At 38.6% G+C, this 19,991-nt stretch carries 16 protein-coding genes and 2 pseudogenes; 8 read left to right on the forward strand and 10 right to left on the reverse strand.

From position 1 onward, the window contains the following. The first annotated feature begins 58 nt into the window (after nt 1–58). The 4 genes from B1201_RS12390 to gcvH all read left to right on the forward strand — a co-directional run bounded on the left by B1201_RS12390 (nt 59) and on the right by gcvH (nt 3,985). Nucleotides 59–1,933 carry an ABC transporter ATP-binding protein gene (locus B1201_RS12390; protein ID WP_078193808.1) on the forward strand — a complete coding sequence of 625 codons (1,875 nt, stop codon included), beginning with the start codon at nt 59–61 and terminating at the stop codon, nt 1,931–1,933. After that, nucleotides 1,911–2,360 (forward strand): MaoC family dehydratase, encoded by a 450-nt coding sequence (locus B1201_RS12395; RefSeq protein WP_078193809.1) that lies wholly within the window; start codon nt 1,911–1,913, stop codon nt 2,358–2,360. Before B1201_RS12390 ends, B1201_RS12395 begins: the two co-directional genes overlap by 23 nt. 149 nt (nt 2,361–2,509) lie before the next feature. Then, nucleotides 2,510–3,538, forward strand: coding sequence for an AraC family transcriptional regulator (locus B1201_RS12400; RefSeq protein ID WP_078190954.1), 1,029 nt, complete (start codon nt 2,510–2,512; stop codon nt 3,536–3,538). Nucleotides 3,539–3,610: 72 nt separating this feature from the next. Beyond that, a complete protein-coding gene (gcvH, locus tag B1201_RS12405; protein ID WP_078193810.1) occupies nt 3,611–3,985 on the forward strand; it encodes a glycine cleavage system protein GcvH in 375 nt (124 codons plus the stop codon). 97 nt (nt 3,986–4,082) lie between these two features. Here the strand turns inward: gcvH and B1201_RS12410 are convergent, their stop codons facing one another. Both B1201_RS12410 and B1201_RS12415 read right to left on the reverse strand, forming a co-directional pair. Then, entirely contained in the window at nt 4,083–5,273 is a 1,191-nt protein-coding gene (locus B1201_RS12410) for a PilT/PilU family type 4a pilus ATPase (protein ID WP_078193811.1), read from the reverse strand. A 270-nt stretch (nt 5,274–5,543) separates the two neighbouring features. After that, a complete protein-coding gene (locus B1201_RS12415) occupies nt 5,544–6,626 on the reverse strand; it encodes a 3-deoxy-7-phosphoheptulonate synthase (RefSeq protein ID WP_078193812.1) in 1,083 nt (360 codons plus the stop codon). 698 nt (nt 6,627–7,324) lie between these two features. Here B1201_RS12415 and B1201_RS12420 point away from each other — a divergent pair. Next, nucleotides 7,325–8,908 carry an ATP-binding cassette domain-containing protein gene (locus B1201_RS12420; protein ID WP_078193813.1) on the forward strand — a complete coding sequence of 528 codons (1,584 nt, stop codon included), beginning with the start codon at nt 7,325–7,327 and terminating at the stop codon, nt 8,906–8,908. A 94-nt stretch (nt 8,909–9,002) separates the two neighbouring features. Here B1201_RS12420 and B1201_RS12425 read toward each other — a convergent pair. From B1201_RS12425 to B1201_RS12435, 3 genes and pseudogenes are all read right to left on the reverse strand, one after another. Next, a pseudogene (locus B1201_RS12425) lies at nt 9,003–10,173 on the reverse strand (fatty acid desaturase family protein). A 35-nt stretch (nt 10,174–10,208) separates the two neighbouring features. After that, nucleotides 10,209–11,228 (reverse strand): flavin reductase family protein, encoded by a 1,020-nt coding sequence (locus tag B1201_RS12430; protein WP_078193814.1) that lies wholly within the window; start codon nt 11,226–11,228, stop codon nt 10,209–10,211. 258 nt (nt 11,229–11,486) lie between these two features. Further along, entirely contained in the window at nt 11,487–12,602 is a 1,116-nt protein-coding gene (locus tag B1201_RS12435) for an S-(hydroxymethyl)glutathione dehydrogenase/class III alcohol dehydrogenase (protein WP_078193885.1), read from the reverse strand. A 125-nt stretch (nt 12,603–12,727) separates the two neighbouring features. Here B1201_RS12435 and B1201_RS12440 point away from each other — a divergent pair, with 125 nt between their 5' ends. Then, the gene (locus tag B1201_RS12440; protein WP_078193886.1) at nt 12,728–14,284 is read left to right on the forward strand and encodes a phospholipase D family protein; all 1,557 of its coding nucleotides are present in this window, start codon (nt 12,728–12,730) and stop codon (nt 14,282–14,284) included. Nucleotides 14,285–14,378: 94 nt separating this feature from the next. On the opposite strand, the gene B1201_RS12445 is transcribed toward B1201_RS12440, so the two are convergent. After that, nucleotides 14,379–14,867 carry a class I SAM-dependent methyltransferase gene (locus B1201_RS12445; protein ID WP_322853442.1) on the reverse strand — a complete coding sequence of 163 codons (489 nt, stop codon included), beginning with the start codon at nt 14,865–14,867 and terminating at the stop codon, nt 14,379–14,381. A gap of 9 nt (nt 14,868–14,876) precedes the next feature. Then, nucleotides 14,877–15,014, reverse strand: coding sequence for a hypothetical protein (locus tag B1201_RS17265; RefSeq protein ID WP_322853441.1), 138 nt, complete (start codon nt 15,012–15,014; stop codon nt 14,877–14,879). Nucleotides 15,015–15,184: 170 nt separating this feature from the next. Here B1201_RS17265 and B1201_RS12450 point away from each other — a divergent pair, with 170 nt between their 5' ends. Continuing rightward, nucleotides 15,185–15,622, forward strand: coding sequence for a hypothetical protein (locus tag B1201_RS12450; protein WP_078193815.1), 438 nt, complete (start codon nt 15,185–15,187; stop codon nt 15,620–15,622). A 107-nt stretch (nt 15,623–15,729) separates the two neighbouring features. Here B1201_RS12450 and B1201_RS12455 read toward each other — a convergent pair whose 3' ends face one another. Further along, complete coding sequence (locus B1201_RS12455) at nt 15,730–16,338, reverse strand: uracil-DNA glycosylase family protein (protein WP_078193816.1); 609 nt, start codon at nt 16,336–16,338, stop codon at nt 15,730–15,732. 39 nt (nt 16,339–16,377) lie between these two features. Then, nucleotides 16,378–17,093 (reverse strand): annotated as a pseudogene (locus B1201_RS12460) (SGNH/GDSL hydrolase family protein). Nucleotides 17,094–17,320: 227 nt separating this feature from the next. Here B1201_RS12460 and B1201_RS12465 point away from each other — a divergent pair. Next, nucleotides 17,321–18,685, forward strand: coding sequence for an alpha/beta hydrolase-fold protein (locus B1201_RS12465; protein WP_078193817.1), 1,365 nt, complete (start codon nt 17,321–17,323; stop codon nt 18,683–18,685). Between the two features lie 64 nt (nt 18,686–18,749). Here B1201_RS12465 and B1201_RS12470 read toward each other — a convergent pair whose 3' ends face one another. Further along, a complete protein-coding gene (locus tag B1201_RS12470) occupies nt 18,750–19,796 on the reverse strand; it encodes a fatty acid desaturase (RefSeq protein WP_078193818.1) in 1,047 nt (348 codons plus the stop codon). Nucleotides 19,797–19,991: the final 195 nt, after the last annotated feature.

Here is a 19,991-nt window from a genome sequence, read left to right on the forward strand (position 1 = left end):
TTACACTCAGAGCTGAAGAAAGAAAGATTAATTACAGCAAAATTCTCAGGTTATCTGCATGCTTAAATGGTTTGAAAATTTAGTTGACGCTTATCCTGAACAGGACTTGAATAAACCATTGCCGACAAAATTTTTCCCCTTTGTATGGCAAGCTGCGACGGGTGTAAAAAAATACCTATTGTTATTGGTACTCTGTACAGCAGGTGTAGCGAGTTTTGAAGCACTGCTTTATTCCAAAATTGGCGAATTAGTTAATTGGATCAGTAAGTCTCAACCTGAAACCTTTTTACAGCAGCACCAGACCAATCTGACCATTTTGAGCTTTATTTTATTGGCAAATATCTTCTTTTCTTGCCTTCAAACCATTATTAAACATCAGATTCTATATAGCACCTTTCCAATGCGCCTACGTTGGAGATTTCATAACTTATTACTGAAACAAAGTTTAGATTTCTTCCACAACGACTTTGCAGGTCGTTTATCTGCCAAAGTCATGCAAACTTCACTGGCTGTACGTGAGTTTTGGATTATTCTTGGTGACATGTTGGCCTATGTCTTCATTTACCTGATTTCGATCACCGTGATTTTAGGTGCTATATCGCCACTGTTGATTGTTCCATTATTACTTTGGCTGGCTTTATTTATTGGTTCTGCATGCTATTTCATCCCAAAATTGAGCAAAATTTCGAATGAGCAAGCCAATGCACGCGCAGTAATGACTGGTCGTGTCACCGATGCCTACACCAATATTCAAACGGTGAAATTGTTTGCCCATGCAGGCCGTGAAAGCCAATATGCCAAAGCCTCAATGAAAGAATTTATGGTGACGGTGTATAAGCAAATGCGACTTGCTGCAAAATACAACATCGCGACGAATTTGCTGATCATTGTTTTATATGGTGGCGTACTTGGAACAGCCGTTTGGCTCTGGATGGATGGTCAAGCTGAGCTTGGGGTCATTGCAGCAGCGACCGCCATGATTTTAAAACTCAGTAGTATTTCCGAGTTTATGATGTGGCAAACATCTGCCCTATTTGAAAATGTCGGGACCATTCAAGATGGGATGAAAACCATGGGCCGCCCAATTCATATTCAAGATAAAGCTGATGCAACCGACTTAAAAGTACAGCAAGGCGAAATTAAATTTGAAGATGTCAGTTTTGCTTATAATGATAAAAAGGTCATCAATCAATTTAATTTAACCATTCGACCAGGTGAAAAAATCGGTATAGTCGGGCGTTCAGGTGCCGGAAAATCGACATTAATTCAACTTTTACTCCACTTTTACGATATCAACCATGGTCGTATTTCGATTGATGGCCAAAATATAGAAGATATTACCCAAGATAGCTTAAGAAAAAATATTGCTTTGGTGACCCAAGACACCTCGTTATTGCATCGCACGGTTGAAGAAAATATTAAATATGGCCGCCCGAATGCAACAGATGAAGAAATGTATGATGCAGTGCGTAAAGCGAAAGCTGATGAATTCATTCCTCAATTGATCGATTTACGTGGTCAACGTGGCTATGACGCATTTGTCGGTGAACGTGGCGTAAAATTATCAGGTGGTCAGCGTCAACGTATTGCGATTGCTCGGGTATTTTTAAAAGACGCACCGATTTTAATTTTAGATGAAGCCACAAGTGCGCTCGATTCAGAAGTCGAAGCTGCGATTCAATCGAGTTTAGATGATTTGATGCAAGGCAAAACTGTGATTGCCATTGCGCATCGACTGTCAACAATTGCGCAAATGGATCGATTGATTGTCTTGGATCAAGGACGTATTGCTGAGCAAGGCACCCATGAAGAGCTTGTCGCTTTGAATGGTATTTATGCACACTTGTGGCAGCGTCAAACCGGTGGCTTTTTAATAGAACAACATAAAGTAGAATCAAAGGAAGATGAAAATGCTGTATCTGGAAGACCTTAAAGTTGGTGATCACTTTAGCAGTCGTGAATATGAAATGACTGTTGAAGAAATCAAGCAATTCGCCAACGCTTTTGATCCTCAGGAATTTCATATAGATGAAGTCAAAGCCCAACAGCACCCGATCTTTCAAGGGCTAGCGGCAAGTGGTTGGCATACTGCTGCTGTAACAATGCGCTTATGGACTGAATGTTTCCCTGTGGCTTATGGCTTAATTGGCTCTGAATCAAGTCTGCGTTGGCCGCGCCCAACGCGTCCGGGGGATAAAATTCGTGTAGAAGTTGAAATATCAGCAATTACTCCATCGAAAAGTAAGACAGACCGCGGCATTGTGACCTATGTTACGCAAGCGCTCAATCAGCACAATGACGTTCTGTATATGTCTACGACCAAAATTGTGGTCTTTTCCAAAGATTTTAAACCGAATTAATCCTTAACGGCCTACTTTACAACGCTAAGGTAGGCCGCTATAAATAGTTGAGCCTAGTCAGTTTGTCCAACAATTTTTGTGGGATACAACACAGAATCATGCCAATATAAGCTTGAACAGAAGAAAAACCCGCATTGCAACGGAACGCTATGAAAACAATTAATTCCCGTCAGGATCAGGGTATTCCCGGAGTATATGGATTGCTCCTTTTAGATGTGGTCTCTCGATGGGGCTACACTGCAGAGACATTATTTAGTCCCTTCGGATTAAACAGCGAACAATTGGCTGAACCAGATTTCCGTATTCCAACACCCATCGCCAATCAATTGGTAGAGCACGCACTACGTTTAACTGGTGAGCCAACATTAGGTTTTCATTTAGGCAACCAAATGCGCATCTCGATTCATGGTTTTATTGGCTATGCCATCATGACGGCGAAGGACATAACCGATGCCTTAGTCTTGGCAAACCGTTTTATTCAGTTACGCATGCCCTTTTTACAGCTTTTTTTCTCGACATTTGGAACCAAAGCTACTGTTCAACTACAAACCGACGTTACGATTGAGCCTTTACGTACCGAAATTTCAATTGCCTTAATTTTTGGCATGATCAGCATGGGCAAAGCAATTACCGGTGTGGATTATTCTGCTGGTGAAATTGATTTTGATTTTCCTCAACCTGAAGGTTTTGAGCGGTTTATTGCCAAATATCCAAGGCACCAATTTAGATTTGATCAGCCACATCTCTTACTTAGTTTTGATAAGCAATATTTAACCAATAAATTGGTCCATGCAGACCCGATTGCTAGTCAAATTGCGATTAACCAATGTGAAGCTGAACTCTCAGCTTTGGGCGAACGTCACCGTATTGCCATGCGCGTTCGTGACATTTTAACCAACTCCGAACAGCACTATTTAAGTATCGAAAGTGTTGCTGAACGGCTACACATGTCCGATCGAACCCTTAAACGCCAACTTGCTGCCGAAGGGACTTCATTTTCAACATTGGTCGACGAAGTTCGCTACCGTCATGCTACTTCGCTCCTGTCACGAACTGATTTTACCTTAGAGCAAATTGCTGATGAATTGGGCTATAGCGATGTCGCCAATTTTAGCCGTGCTTTTAAGCGTTGGAGTGGTCGTAGCCCAAGCAATTGGCGTAAAGATCCGTACTTATAAGTCTTTTGTTTTAAGTAAAAAGCATGTATAACTCATGCCAAAAATGAATTTAATGGATTTAAGGAGTTATCAATGAATCATCCTTCAGATTTAAAGTACGCAAGTACACATGAATGGGTGCGAATTGAAGGTGACCTTGTTGTTACAGGCATTTCTGATCATGCACAAGACGCATTGGGTGATTTAGTTTATGTTGAAGCACCAGATGTTGGTCAACATATCACTGCTGGCGAACAAGCGGGTGTGGTTGAGTCGGTAAAAACCGCTTCTGATATTCATGCACCGGTTTCTGGTGTGGTTGTTGAAGTCAATCCAGACCTTGAAGATGATCCAGATTTTGTAAACGATGCGCCTTATAGCAAAGGTTGGATTTATAAAATTAAACCAGACAATATGGCTGATGTAGATGCTTTATTGACCAGCGAACAATATGAAGCTGGTCTGTAAATATTTCTAATATCTAAAAAAATCAGCCCTGAGGCTGATTTTTTATTTCAATATGATGGCTGAATTGGCTTATATACTATTTGCATGAATATGCAGCTTATATTTCTTCAGAAGCTTCGGTACTTTCAGGTTCTTCTTTCTTTTCTTCAACCATACTAAACGATTGCGCAGCCGATGAAGTACCATTTGCACGTGAACTTTTCAGTTTAATTTGCAAACGTAATTCATTGGTTGAATCGGCATTTCTTAAGGCCTCTTCATAAGAAATTGCGCCGTCATTATATAAATCAAATAAAGCTTGGTCGAAAGTTTGCATCCCAAGTTCACGAGATTTAGCCATGATCGCTTTTAATTCATGAAACTCACCTTTCAAAATCAAATCTGAAATAAGCGGCGTGTTTAACATGATTTCAACGGCTGCACGGCGTCCTTTACCATCTTTAGTCTGGATTAAACGCTGCGAAACAATCGCTTTCATATTGCTCGATAAATCTATAAGCAATTGATTTCTTCGTTCCTCTGGGAAGAAGTTAATGATCCGATCTAGGGTTTGATTGGCGTTATTTGAATGTAGCGTACCTAAACATAAATGCCCAGTTTCAGCAAAGGCAATCGCATGTTCCATCGTCTCGGTGTCTCGAATTTCACCGATTAAAATCACATCTGGTGCTTGTCGCAGGGTATTTTTTAAGGCGTTATGCCACGAATGACTATCTACACCAACTTCACGATGCGTAATCATGGATTTTTTATGTTTATGAACATATTCCACTGGGTCTTCAACAGTGATGATATGGCCTGCACTATTTTCATTTCGATAATCAATCAGCGCCGCTAAAGAGGTTGATTTCCCTGAACCTGTACCACCAACCACTAAAACCAAACCACGTTTTTCCATAATCACGTGCTTAAGCGAAGCCGGTAATTTAAGCTTTTCAAAATTTGGAATTTCTGCGGTAATGGTACGAATGACCATACCTACATGTAACTGTTGCTGAAATACATTAACACGAAAACGCGAAACGTTTGGCACACTAATCGCAAAGTTACATTCTAATTCTGTTTCAAACTCTTTGCGCTGCTTCTCATTCATCAGACTATAGGCGAAAAGCTTTGTTTTCTCAGCATCAAGCTCTTGCTGCCCAAAGGGTTTCATCATGCCTTGATGTTTAATACTTGGTGGAAAATCTGCCGTAATAAATAAATCAGAACCACCATATTCAACCACTTTGGTTAACATGTGGAACATAAAACGGCGTGCTTCTTCCAGCAATTCAGCAGTGTACATCAACTTCCCCAATATAAAATTTCAAACACCCAAGCACAGATTGTCATTATTTCAGGCGCTGTATTGGGCTTAGACATTATTGTGCATAAAAAATTTGATTCACTCAAACATAAAATACTGAATTATCAGTATATATTTTAAAATATAGGCCATATTTCAATTTTTATATTGAAGTAAGCAACAAAGGATTTTTCAAAATAAAAGCCTTAGAACAATCAATATTCTAAGGCTTTGGGCTACATTAATTCAGACTGAGTATGCTCTGGATTGTTAAGCACTACGTTTGATTTGTGATGCACGAAGTTCATTCGCAACCTGTTGAATCAAATCAATGGTTTTGTCCCAACCTAAGCATCCATCTGTTACAGATTGACCATAAGTCATTTCACAACTAATTTTTTGATTACCATCCACTAAATGACTTTCTAACATCACACCACGCACTTGGGTATGCTCACGCTCCGCAACAATTGTGCGTAATACTTCAGGTTGCTTCATTGGGTCTTTATGGCTATTGCCATGACTACAATCGATGACTAAAGCCGGTAAATCGCCTTTTACTTTGCTGCGAATTTTGTCTATTTCAGCCAAACTATAATTTGGACCTGTATTAGAACCACGTAAAATCAAATGTGCTTGCAGGTTGCCAACGGATTCTAAAATACACGGTAAGCCGGCTTGGCTCATACCTAAGAACTGGTGTGGATGCGAAGCAGATTGAATGGCATCTAGTGCAATTTGGATTGATCCATCTGTTCCATTTTTGAAACCGATGCTGTATGGCATATGACTTGAGATTTCACGATGAATTTGTGATTCGCTGGTACGCGCACCGATTGCACCCCAAGCCAAAAGGTCATCAAAATAACCCGTCGCCATTGGGCTTAAAATTTCAGAGGCAATTGGCAAACCCATTTCAATAATTTGTAAGTACAGCTCACGTGATTTTTCTAAGCCCAACTGCATATTAGATGAACCATCTAAACTTGGGTCATACATATAGCCTTTCCAGCCCACTGTAGTACGTGGTTTCTCAATGTATGCACGCATCACAAGAAAAATTTGATCTGAAACCTGTGCCTGTAATTGTTTTAATTTTTCAGCATATTCCAACGCAGCAATCGGATCATGGATTGAACATGGACCTGTAATAATCATTAGACGCGGGTCTTGACCCGTCAAAATATTTTGAATAGTTGCACGATGTGCAGCAATTTGTTCTGCAGCATGAACTGATAAAGGTAATTGTTGTTTCAGTTGATGTGGCAAGCTCAAAAGCGTTTCTTTTGGCCGTGTAGATTTCTGAATTTCTGAATTTTGAGTTTTTTGTAAAGCTGTATTTAGCGCATTCATTGGTTCTATTCCTTTGGACTGTACGTATAAACAGTCCGATCTTTTATCTGAGCGTTATGGGACTTTGGGACTTCAAGGCTTTAGACATAGAATGACTAAAGTAAAACCAATAACCGTTGCTAAAATATGAATTATTTACTGTAAACATGAGATTTCTCCAAAAATATTATAAAAATCAAGACATAAAAAAACCTGATCAGGGTTGCCGATCAGGTATAAACTTGGTGGGCAACCTTTTTCATGCCCGAACGCGTTCAGGCAATTATCTAAACTGCCAGAAGTAATAATATGCGTTTGAGATTAAGGGTTGCTTTAACATCTTGATTTCATCAAAAAGTATCTGTCTGAAAATTAAAATACGCTGTATTCATCGGTTTGACAATAGTTTTTTGCTATTTTGTTGTATTAAATAACGCTGCTGTCAATTATTGCGACCTATTTTTAAAATTTGATGTATTGATTAATAAATAAACATTTATTAGACTGCACAACATTAGGCTGTCTAAAGCTTTTTCCATTTATTTTTAATTCGAGTATTTGCCAATGAAGTAAGCCCTGTTTTTTTCATCATCAAATCCATTTTTTGATGTGCAAACACATGGCTAATGACTTCGACTGCATTTTCTCAAATATTGTCTTTTTTATAGAATAAAATTAGTTATTTGTATTGCGCATCTTTGCTATCGCAAGGTGCATCTATGACTCAAACGGCTTGTACAATTTCCAAATTTAGCTTGGAATTTCCATCCAAAACACTTTTTAAAAACCTGAAATTTAACCTCAATCAACAACAACTTTCGGCATGTGTTGGTCGCAATGGTTTAGGAAAATCCTGCATCCTTAAAATCTTACATGCGCAAAATCTGAAAGATCTCCCCTATGAAGGTGAAATTTCATGGAATGTACCACATGCCTATTTATCACAATTTTCTCGACTAGAAGCTGACACGATTGCTTCTGCACTAGGTGTGGAAGATTTATATGACGCATTTCAACGTATCGAAATAGGCAATGCCAGTTTTGAAGACTTTGAACTGACTGAAAACCAGTGGCACCGTCCTACACTTTGGCCGCAACAACTTAAGCAGGCGTCACTTCCGACAGATTTAAATTTCCCAGTCGCTCAGCTGAGTGAAGGTCAAAAAACCAAATTGGCTTTGTGTGCATTATTTTTAAAAACCGACCATTATTTACTTTTGGATGAACCAAGTAACCATTTAGATGCATCCTCACGCTTATGGCTCATCGATCGCTTAAAAAACCATCCTGCGGGTGCATTCGTCGTCAGTCATGATCGAGAATTGCTGCAACATGTAGAGCATATCTATGCTTTAAATGAGTTTGGACTCAGTCATGTTACTGGAAGCTATGAAGACTACGTTCAACAAAATGATCTGCAAAATAAAGCCTTACAGCGTAATGCTTTACAGCAGCAGCGTGAGTTAAAACAACTCAAATTACAACAACACGAAACACAGATGAAAGCGCAAAAACGAGAACAACAAGGGCGTGTCCTACGCAAGTCAAGCACCCAAGCCAAAGTGTTACTCGATTTTAAAAAGGAACAAGCCGGTCAAAGCCTCGCTTCAGTTCAAACGCAACAGCAGAAGCAATTGGAAGAAAAGAGATCTCAACTGATTCAGTCACAGCAACAACTTGAGCATGTCAAAGAGCAGCTATTCGTTTTTCAACATCACGCTGAAAAAACAGGAGAAATCTTAAGAGTTAAACATTTTCATCGCAAAACATCTCAGCACCAGCCTTTCGACTTGGCCTTACAGGCAGGTGAAAAAATTCATTTAAAAGGAAAAAATGGTATTGGTAAATCTACATTTCTAAAGTATTTGAGTCAGACCACATCACAGTCTAGCCATGAAACGTTTTTGTCTGTGCATACCCTGTATTTAGACCAAAACTTGAGTGATTTATCACCAGAACTGAGTGTTTTGGACAATTTGGCAAAGTTTAATCCTGAGGTTTCGTCAACGGAATGGCGTAATCAACTCGGTCAACTTAGAATCCGTGGTCAAAAAGCGGAACTGCCATTTCACTGTTTAAGTGGTGGTGAGCGTTTAAAAGTGACCTTGTTGGGCTTAAATTATTTAACACCGAATATTGAGCTTTTATTGTTAGATGAACCTGAAAATCACTTAGATATAGAGTCTAGAATGTTATTGGCTCAAGCTATTCAGCATTATACAGGTGCGGTGATCCTCGTTTCACATGATGCATATTTTGTAGAATCTTGTGGCATTCAGAATAGCGTGCAATTAGTTGAATAACTCTTGCTCGCTAGATATGTCTAAAAAGCCAAAGTAGATGAACGCTACTTTGGCGAATTTACAGCTTTAAAAATCATCCATTCGATACTGTGTTTTAATGCCCGATTTTCTTTATGATTTTTTGTTTTAGGCGCTGCTGAAGTGATGCTGAGCGTTCCTTGAGCTCGGCTCTCCAGTCATTTGGCACTGAACATTTCGCGAGTCGAACCCAAACGCTGGCAAACTGTTTGATAAAACTGGCTTCGTTGTAGTGAATACCATATTCCTCACAGAGTGCTTTAATTTTAGGTGCGGCTTCTGCATAGCGGTTTGCAGGCATATCTGGGAATAAATGGTGTTCAATTTGGTGACTCAAATTACCACTGAGTATATGCAACCATTGTGTTCCACTAAAATTACTTGAGCCACGAATTTGACGGAGATACCACTCTGCTCGAGTTTCATTTTCAGTATTGTCCATCTCGAAGTTTTCCGCATCTTCAGTAAAATGACCATTAAAGATGACAGCGGAAGCCCATAAACTACGAATCACGTTGGCTACCGCATTTCCTGCAAATACCGGAATCGCATTGGGGACCTGCAATAAGCGGGAAAAATACATAATCTTTAATCACTTGGCGCTTAATTTTCTGACGTACATCGGCCGCTTCATGCCATACATCTTTCCAATTTTTGGTTTTATACGCAATAACATCTTCTAAATGTAAACGTTGAATGCCGACATACCACTCAAAGAAAACCATGAGTTGGGCAGCCAGTGGAATATTAAAAAGGAAACGTGGCTCCCACTTTTGCGATTCACTTACACGGATTAAGCCATAGCCGACATCATGGTCCATACCGACAATATTGGTATAGGTATGATGCACATAGTTATGGGTATATTTCCAGTCTTGACCTGTGGCAATGGTATCCCAATCATAATTAGCACCATTTAAACTCGGGTCATTTAACCAATCAAACTGACCATGCATCACATTATGACCGAGTTCCATGTTCTCTACGATTTTAGAAATACCCAATAAACCCGTACCCATTAACCAAACTGGTGGAATCCAACCTACAAACATCAACATGCCACGAGATGCGATCTCGCTATAACGGACAAAATTGCGAATTTTATAAATATACGCTGCATCTTTTTCACCTACACTCTGCATGATTTCACGGCGAATTTGCTCAACTTTTTCGCCAAATTCAGCAGTTTGTTCTGGAGATAAATAACGTGACTTACTATTCGGACGAATATATATCGATTGATTCATGTTAATGCCCCTGATTTGTTTTTATGCGGCTTGGGTTAGAGTTGAATACGTACAGGTGAAATTGCCTGAGAGACACATAATTTGATTTGTGTGTTATTCGCATGATCGATTTCGCCAGTAAGTAAGTTTTTCACTGAACCCTGCAATTTCGTACACGAACAAGTATTACAAATACCCATCCGACAACCATGCGCAGGTTTTAAACCGGCTTTTTCAGCACTTTCAAGTAAGTTACCTTCTGCTAAAAAATCTTGTTGGGCTAAACTAAAAGTGACAGGTTGAGCACGCACTGAATCATCAGCAATCATCTGAAAATATTCAGTATTTAAATATTCTGAAAGCTTAAACTCACGATACAGTTGCTCAATGCTTTGCATCGTTGGCGCTGCACCACAGGCATAGCAATCTCGCTGCTTAAAATCGGGGACCATGTGGTTTAGCACCTCTGGTGAGATATGTAATTTAGTTTTCAGCGTATTAATCGCATGTAAGTGTGCATGGTTTGATTGCTTCGCTAGTTGAATCAATTCATCCAAATACGCATCATCTCGATTGAAATAAATCAGGTCAACCACACGTTCAAGCTTAATCGCTTGTTTAAACAAAGCCATGATTGAGGTAATGCCACTACCTGAAGCAAGCAGTAAAATTGGTCGATCCGAATTTAGCTTTAGGCCAAACTCACCTTGCGGTTGCGATAATTCAACAACATCACCTGTTTTTAATTGCGTCAGGCAATTGGACACGTTGCCTTGCTGTTTAACTGCAATCACCACATGACCTGATGTATTGATTTCGACGATGCTATAGCTACGTTGATGACGTACACCATCTTTGACCACTGTCACCAGAACACATTGGCCTGGTCGATAGTTTGCTACTTTAAAGTTGTGATTCGCTAAAAAACTCAGTTCATAAAACCCGATTCCCACACAACGTGATTTAACCAATTGTGCTTTTACACGTTTGTAGGCCCAAATTGCATCAAATTTTTCTGCAATAAAATCAATAAAATCTTCCCGAATCCACTCAGGCTTGTAACTTGTAGTTGTCATTTTTTGCCTCGGATAATGCATTAATATACATTTGTTTTTAAATTATGCTTACCTTATGTTTAGTGCTAATTTCCCACCATGTGAATTCGGGACAAAATCTATCATTTGGCATTTTTTATCATTTTATGTCTAACAATCTGTCACTTTTTGCAAATCCTAATTTGAAGTTTTGATTTGTTATAACGACACAAAAAAAAACTAGGCCAAAGCCTAGTTTTAAAACAGTGAAAATTAACGTATTAATATTTACATCAATGCTTAATCTTCAAAATGTACAACAGAGCGAATTGATTTACCTTCATGCATTAAATCAAAAGCTTCATTGATTTTATCTAGCCCCATGGTGTGGGTCACGAATGGTTCAAGTTTAATCTCGCCTGACATGGCTTCTTCTACCATACCCGGTAATTGTGAACGACCTTTAACACCACCGAAAGCAGTGCCTTTCCAAGTACGACCAGTAACCAATTGGAATGGACGGGTTGAAATTTCTTGACCTGCACCTGCCACACCAATAATCACAGATTGACCCCAACCACGGTGAGCACATTCCAAAGCAGAGCGCATCACATTGGTATTGCCAATACATTCAAATGAATGGTCGACGCCCCAACCCGTCATTTCTACAATCACTTCTTGAACTGGACGATCATAATCTTTTGGATTAACAAAATCTGTAGCGCCAAATTCTTCAGCCAATTTGAATTTGTCAGGATTGGTATCTACCGCAATGATACGACCTGCTTTAGCTTTTTTAGCACCTTGTACCACAGCCAAACCAATTCCACCTAAACCAAAGACTGCAACTGAATCACCTTCCTGAACTTTAGCGGTATTTTTAACTGCACCAAGGCCTGTTGTTACGCCGCACCCCAACAAACACACATGCTCATGGTTCGCTTCAGGGTTAATTTTTGCCAAAGACACTTCTGCAACCACAGTATATTCAGAGAATGTTGAACAGCCCATATAGTGATAAATCGGCTGACCATTATAAGAAAAACGTGTTGTACCATCCGGCATTAAACCTTTCCCTTGTGTTGCTCGTACAGATACACAAAGATTCGTTTTACCCGATTTACAGAATAAACATTCACCACATTCTGCGGTATAAAGTGGAATAACATGATCACCTGGTTGCACTGAAGTCACACCTTCACCGACTTCTACCACAACACCTGCACCTTCATGCCCTAAAATTGCTGGAAATACGCCTTCAGGATCATCACCCGACAATGTAAATGCATCTGTATGACACACACCTGTATGGCTAATTTTGACTAAAACCTCACCTGCTTTAGGTGGTGCCACATCAATTTCAACAATTTCTAAAGGCTGACCCGGTCCAAAAGCAACGGCTGCACGTGATTTCATGTCTAAAAACATCCTGTATGGCTTATATTAACAGATGAGTTACAGTAACCTCTTTTTAAGCCTAGATACAACCTTAAAACATGATGTTATGATGAATTTTTCAAGGAATGATTAATGCTATTCGAATGATACAATTACGTGAAATAAGTTGTACTGTCGGTTTAACTGTTTCCATCAGCCTATTAACTGGATGCAGCTTACCTAGCAATCAGTCAAAAAAAGATGTCCCTATACAATCACATGCAGAAAAATGGATTACGTCTGCTATGGATTTAGAAAAATTAGAACAAAAACAAACGGCTTATTTAGCATTAGATGATGCCTTCTTAAGCATTGCTTCTCGCCTACATTTGATTCGAAATGCAAAATACACCATCGATTTGCAATATTATATTTGGGAAAATGATGCTATTGGGCATCTGATGTTTCAAGAATTACTGCATGCCGCTGACCGTGGGGTAAAAGTCAGGCTACTAATTGATGATCAAAACGGGACGAAACTCGATCCGACCTTACAATCCCTTTCAGCTCATCCCAACATTTCAATCAAACTGTTTAATCCCTATAAATTCAGAAAATTACGTGTCATTGATTATGCATTTCGCTTAAAGCATATTAACCATCGTATGCATAATAAATTAATTGTTGCCGATGGTTTTATAGGCGTAACTGGTGGTCGTAACATCAGTAATGAATATTTTGATGCCAGTGAAAGTTTTCAATTTACAGATTTGGATATCCTTTTCTATGGGGAAGCCATTCAACAAGCCAAGCAAGTGTTTTTGAACTTTTGGAATGATGATTTAAGTTATTCTGTTCAGCAATGGATTGGTGCAGGTACAAAAGAAGACTTAAATCAATTAAGACAAACGTACCAAGAAAACTCTACAACGTTGACTAAAGATCAACAGCGCATTAACTATGCACAGCAACAACTGGCGGCTCAGCTTAAACTAAGACCGGTGAATTGGGCCGAAGCACATTTCATTGCGGATAGTCCGAATAAAATTCGTGGTGAGGCTAAAGAGCAAGAATTAATTTATAACCAATTTTCGACCTTGATGGGACAGCCCAAGGAACGCATGGAATTGGTTTCAGCTTATTTTGTTCCCACGCAACAAGGAACTGACTTTCTAACGGGTCTTGCAGGTAAAAATGTAGAAGTCCGTGTGTTAACCAATTCATTTTTAGCCAATGACGTCGCTGTCGTTCATGCGTTTTATCAAAAATATCGCAAAGACTTACTCGAAAATGGCGTGAAACTATATGAATTTAAACCTTATATAGAGCGTTCAAAACGCACATGGTATGAGGTCATAACTGGAAATATCATCCCTGCAAAAGGCAAAAATGCCTCTAGTTTGCATGCAAAATTTTTCGATATCGACGGAATGGTGTTTATTGGATCATTTAACTTTGATCCACGTTCCGCAAATTTAAATTCGGAAGTTGGCCTTGTCGTTAAATCTGATCGATTACAAAACGATATTTCGGCGGCATTAAACCAGTATTTACCGCAAATTGCATATGAATTAAAACTAGATGAAAAAGGCGAAATCATTTGGTTAGAGCAACAAAAAAATGGAAAAATCAAAACCTATACCCATGAACCTGAAACAACTCGATTCCAACGATTTAGTATAAAAGCAGTGTCATACCTCCCCATTGAATGGATGATGTAATGACAATGTACTGCTAATTGGTTAAGTTTTTCTCATCGATAAGATCTAATAGGAACGATTTAAGCAGTTTCAAGCAACTCAATAATGCTCTTGGTCAGTCTCGTTCATATGAGTGCTGGCTTTTGAAAACAACCAAACCATTGACTTCACCAAGACATTCCACTTGACCATAATTAGCTGCTTTAAGCGCGGGTAAATGTTCCTCAACTGACATATACAACTCATGATTTTGCTGCGCATGTGGTGCATATAAATGATCACATACAAAATACACGCCTTGTGTATTTAACAACGTTTTTACAGTCCGATGAAACTCTGCTGCATACGCCTTATGTCTCAATTCATGTAAGGCCTGATGAATAATAATCACATCAAAGCAGCTGTTCTGATTGAAATAAATAGATTCTTCCCAATTAGATTGTTTGAAATCCTCTTTTATAAAATTACATTTTAAGCGTTGCGCTGCACTTAGTTTTCCTTTTGCCAAGTCATGCATAGCTTCGGAAAAATCAAATGCTGTGTAATCTATATTTGGACAATGATTGATTAAAAACTCAGCCAAATAGTCTGGGTCTAAACCCAGTTCAAGTACTCAGGCAATCGTGTTGAAAGCCAAAATAGAGTCAACATACATTTGAAAGATGTCATAACGCCACGGACGTTTAAGATTGACTTCAGCAGCCCATTGTTTAGCTTCGATTGGATCTTTTAAGTCTATGGGGCTGTGCACATCATTTATGTGAACATTATTTTCGCAATTCATTTTCTTAGACTTAATTTAGATAGATTGAATGCTATTTATACATAAAATATCTCAATAAAAGCAAAGGTTTTACTCACACTTGATGATGCTTTAACATCCACCTCTTATTTTGTTTTATCTCCTCCTAAAGTTTTCTAATGCAATTTTTTGATTTAAGCCGCCAATTTAATTTAAGTGATATTTTAACGCCTTTTACGACACTTCCTGAACTTGGACATCAAGAATGGTTTTTGTCGAAAGTTCGGGTTGAGCATGACTGCTTATCTGACAATGACATGATTGAAGGCCAAGCTGTGCTTAAATCTAATCACAATATCCAAATTGAGTTGGAATGGTTAATCCAAGATACAGGTCATGAATTACAGCTTTTATTTAAAGGCATTGAAACTGCTGCTAGCGAAGAAACTTTGGTGATCGTGAAAGGCGCGCAAATTGTAGATGATGCAAACAAAAAAGTTTCGTCCCAAACACTGAGTTTATGGATCGATGGCACTTTACTGCCTATGCTGCCAAATATTCGCAAAGAAATTAAAGCGCGATTAAACCTTTGGGATTATGTTGAATATGATGGCTAAGGAGTTGATGTTTATCCATTATTAAGATGCCACGTTTTAATCATTGAATGTTTGCCTGTTTAAATAAGAAATTTTATTCAAGGCATTTCATAAATTCGAAAACTTACTTAAAGGAAGCCTATATCTTTAAATAAGCTTTGGTAGGCTTCGGCTTTTTTTTCCAATGCTAGTGGATAAGCTCTAGATGATGACGGCATACGGTATAAAGTCAAATCTCTGCCTGCAAATTCGGTACGAACAGCATGCCCAATGTGTGGTTTTTCAGTATTTTCTGGCATCGAGAGCATCAAAGTATCAGTCGCCTTGTCTCCCGTCGTCATAATACTGTGGCAATTCGGCATCTGTGTAAGCAGCTTCGCAATGTCGGTTGGCTGATAGATCTGTAAAAACTTGTCTGATGCATTGCCTTTCAAACGAATCACTTGATAGGCCGTATCAAAAATGCCTATACCCTTTTCATTTAAAAAATCTCGAATGCGCTGTTCTTTAAAAGTCTTGCTATCAAGATTGAGAAAATGATTTTTATCCTGAAAAAAACATAAGCCAAAGATTTTCCACATGTCATTTTGGAAATTTGGATAATAAAAATCCATCTTCCAGCGTGTTTTAGGTGGCGGAAAACTCCCTAGCATCAAGAGTTTCCCATTTGCTGGCAAAAATGGCGCTAAAGGATGCGTTTCGATTTGCGGATTCACGTCTGAAATATCTTTACTCATATAGATGTAACTTCACCAAGTGATTGAATCATATATTATCTATGAAAATTGTTCAGTGATATGTTTCGCTATTTTTTCAGCCCATAACTGATAAATTTCTTTACTCGGGTGAAAGCCATCTTGTGCCATTTGTAAATTTTTCTCACGATACTCGTGTAAATCGTATTCAATTAATCGCATATTCGCTTGAGTATTAACATAAATTTTTAACAGCGCATTCATCTGCTGTGAATATTGTCCAAACAGCCATGACAATGGAAACGGTAAAGCTGGAAACGCATCCATTGGTGGCACACCTGAAATGATCAATAGCTGTGGTTGAAACTTTTCCTCGACAGCTTGATATAAGCGCTGCTGGAGCTTCAACCACTGGTCTGGTTGTTTTAATGCTGTGACATCATTGACACCAACAGAGCTGATCACGACATCAAAGTTCTGCGTTGTGACATTGTCCAAAGCATTGATGATTTGCTGGCTGTTATGTCCCGTTGTGGCTTCAAGGCAAAAGTGAACTTGATAATCAGGCGATAAAATTTTAAGCAATTGTCCCAATAACGCATCCGACTGATGCTCGACGCCGACACCTGCTGCCGCTGAGTCACCAAGGATCAATACCGATAATGGCCGATTACCCTGACCAATCATTCCACAGCACTCTCCCACCGGTTCTGCTAAACGTGGGGTATTTTTTTTCACACGGTAACCTTGGATAATAATGCAGGTAACAGCAGCAGTGTTGATACTTTGAGTAGCATAATATTTAGCAATGATTGAGAGCTTGTCGACTGCATTATTTTAATTATTTTTAAAAAACAAAGCATTGACTCTATTGTTATTTTTCTACATTTTCTTTTTTAAAAGCACCATTCTGCGGCATATTGCTAGTTTTTCATATTAATAATGATTATCATTTATCTGATTTCATTCTACCTATTTTATTATTTCAATGAAAAAACTTTCCCTACTTTTTTTGGCTTGTTCTATGAGCTTTGCTGTTTCTTCTGCTTTTGCCCAAACTCAAAACTTACCCGCTTTAACCGATACAACAGAAAAAAAACATTTCCCTTATGCTGCTGCATGTGAAGATGTCAAAGCGCAAAGCCAAATATTATTAAACCTACAACATCAGTTAAATCAAAATCCAAAACAACATGCTCAAATTCTTGAAGATTTTTGGAAGCGTGTAGAGCTTATAGGTACACCAATCATTGAAAACTATGATGAAAAACATGACCGTATAATTTTTTTATGGAAAGGTGCGCAGCATAATGTACGTCTTATTGGTGGCCCGAGTAATGACCATGAATGGTTAACACGCCTACCAAATACCGATATTTGGTTTAAAGAATCGATTATTGATCATCGTTATATTGGCAGTTATAGCTTTGCTGTCGACTTACCGAACTTAGAAGGTTATCTGTCAAATTATTGTCCGCATCTGAATCCTAAACTTAAAGAATCAAGAACGCAGCGTCGTGCTGTGATACAAGTACAACGCATTGATCCTTTCAACAAAAACGCTTATCTCGCAAGTGATGACACATCAGGCTTGCGTAATGAAAATTTAGTGGCGCTTAAAGATGCCCCGCCTTTTATTGATCCAAAACAATATCCAAATGTGAAACAGCCCCAATTACAAGAGTTTGTTCTAGACAGCAAAATTTTGAATAACTCACGTAAAATCCAAATTTACCAATCTAAAGCTAAGAAAAATCAAAGCTATATCACCTCTATATTTTTTGATGGTCAGCAATACAACGAGTTGCTGAATGTGCCAAAGGCATTAGATATATTAGTTGAGCAAAGTCAGTTACCGCCAATTCAAGCCATATTTGTTTCTCCACCGAACGATCAGGAACGACCTAAAGAATTAACACCAAATGCAAAATTTTCAGCATTTTTTAGTGATGAACTGATACCTTGGATTCAAAAAAATGCACCTGCAAAAGTCGATTCGAAAAAAACGGTATTACTCGGGTCAAGCCTTGGCGGTTTAAGTTCAGCTTATTTAGCCTTAGAAAATCCAAATCAAATTAGTCACGTCGTACCGTTATCTGGATCATTTTGGTGGCAAAATGAAGCGACAGACCTCCCAAATGGCATGAGTAAAATCATTCGTGATAAAACCTCGCAACCTAAACAGCATTGGTTTATTACTGCCAATAGTTATGAAAGCTCTCGAAATAATAATGAACTGAGTATTTTAGAGACTTCACCTATTGTTGCAGCCGATTTAAAAAATAAAGGTCATGATGTGCATTACCAATCATATATCGGCGGACATTCCTACGCGGTATGGCAAGTTGCCTTGCAAGATGCGCTCAAGCATTTTTTTGCACACAAGTAATTTATAAACGTTTAGATCATAAAAAAGCCCTCAATTGAGGGCTTTTTTTGAAGCTATTACTGATTTAATTCCAGCGATTTATGCGTTTAAAGGTTCCAAAATCATTGAAACGTACACCAACCTCACGCATGACTTGGTGTGCAGTTTTTGCGGTTAGATGACGAATATAAAACGGCTCTTTGACCACAAAATGGTGGATGGCATGGGTCGAACCAAAGTTAAAGCAAAATAATTGCATTGGGAACAACCACCACGGATTTAACACCTGAGTTTGTTTAATGACATCGCGTGGGTCAATATCACCATAATAATGCATATTTGAGCTGATAAATTGTAAGCAGAAAGAACGTATAAAGTTCGGAATAATCCAAATCACAGCTAAAAAATTAATCGTTGGAATTAATTTCACTAAATTGACTGACCAACTAATACTTTGCCCTAACATCGGAGCAATTCCATTCACCACATGATAAATGACAAATACATACCAAATGCCGTAATAAACAAAACTTAAAGGAAAAAAACCAGTCAGCTGAGAGAAGAATGCAGTTTTACGTTCTTTTTCAGGCTGTTTTTCAATGAATGTCCTAATCATCTTGAACATTTGAAATGGGCGCAAATAAACCGTCATCAATTGATCGCTAATGACCAATAGACGACGTAAACCCCACGGCATGCCATTACTAATGCCCCGTTCTTCCAAATCGTATTCTGAACCTGAATATTTATGGTGGTTGAGATGCAAACGACGACGTGCCCAAGGACTAATGGTATTGGGACGTGCTAACCACACCAAAGCCAACATGAGATGGTGAGCCCACGGCGTCTTTTTAAAGTACATATAATGAATCAGGTCATGTTCTAATTCATGTGTCAGTGAAGCAAACATCGCCACCAAAATCACACAAGCCCATGCCGGTAAAATGCCAACAGCAAACGCCCAAGCTGAACCCAACATTCCTAGTAGCGCAAAAATAAGGATGGCTGCGCCTATAAAGTTTTGATGTTTTAAAATGGGATATTGCTGACGTAAGTCTTCACCAGCTTTCGTTACGACAGTTCTGACTTTGTTAATTCGCTGTTGATCTGTCATATCGGAAGACATAGACATAGTACAAACCTAAAAATTAATGAACAGTTGTACATTAAAGCAAATTAAAAAAAAGGAAATCGCTATTTTGAGAACAAATCATCGTCTGTTCAAATATTCAACATTTTATTTATTTTCAATATCTTATTTATAAATAATCTGAGTATTTACTCCATTTTTTCTTTGCAAAATCGGCTGCTTTTTATGTCTTTTCAT

The sequence above is a fragment of the Acinetobacter sp. ANC 5600 genome (assembly GCF_002018395.1).
GTDB classification, from domain to species: Bacteria; Pseudomonadota; Gammaproteobacteria; order Pseudomonadales; family Moraxellaceae; genus Acinetobacter; species Acinetobacter amyesii.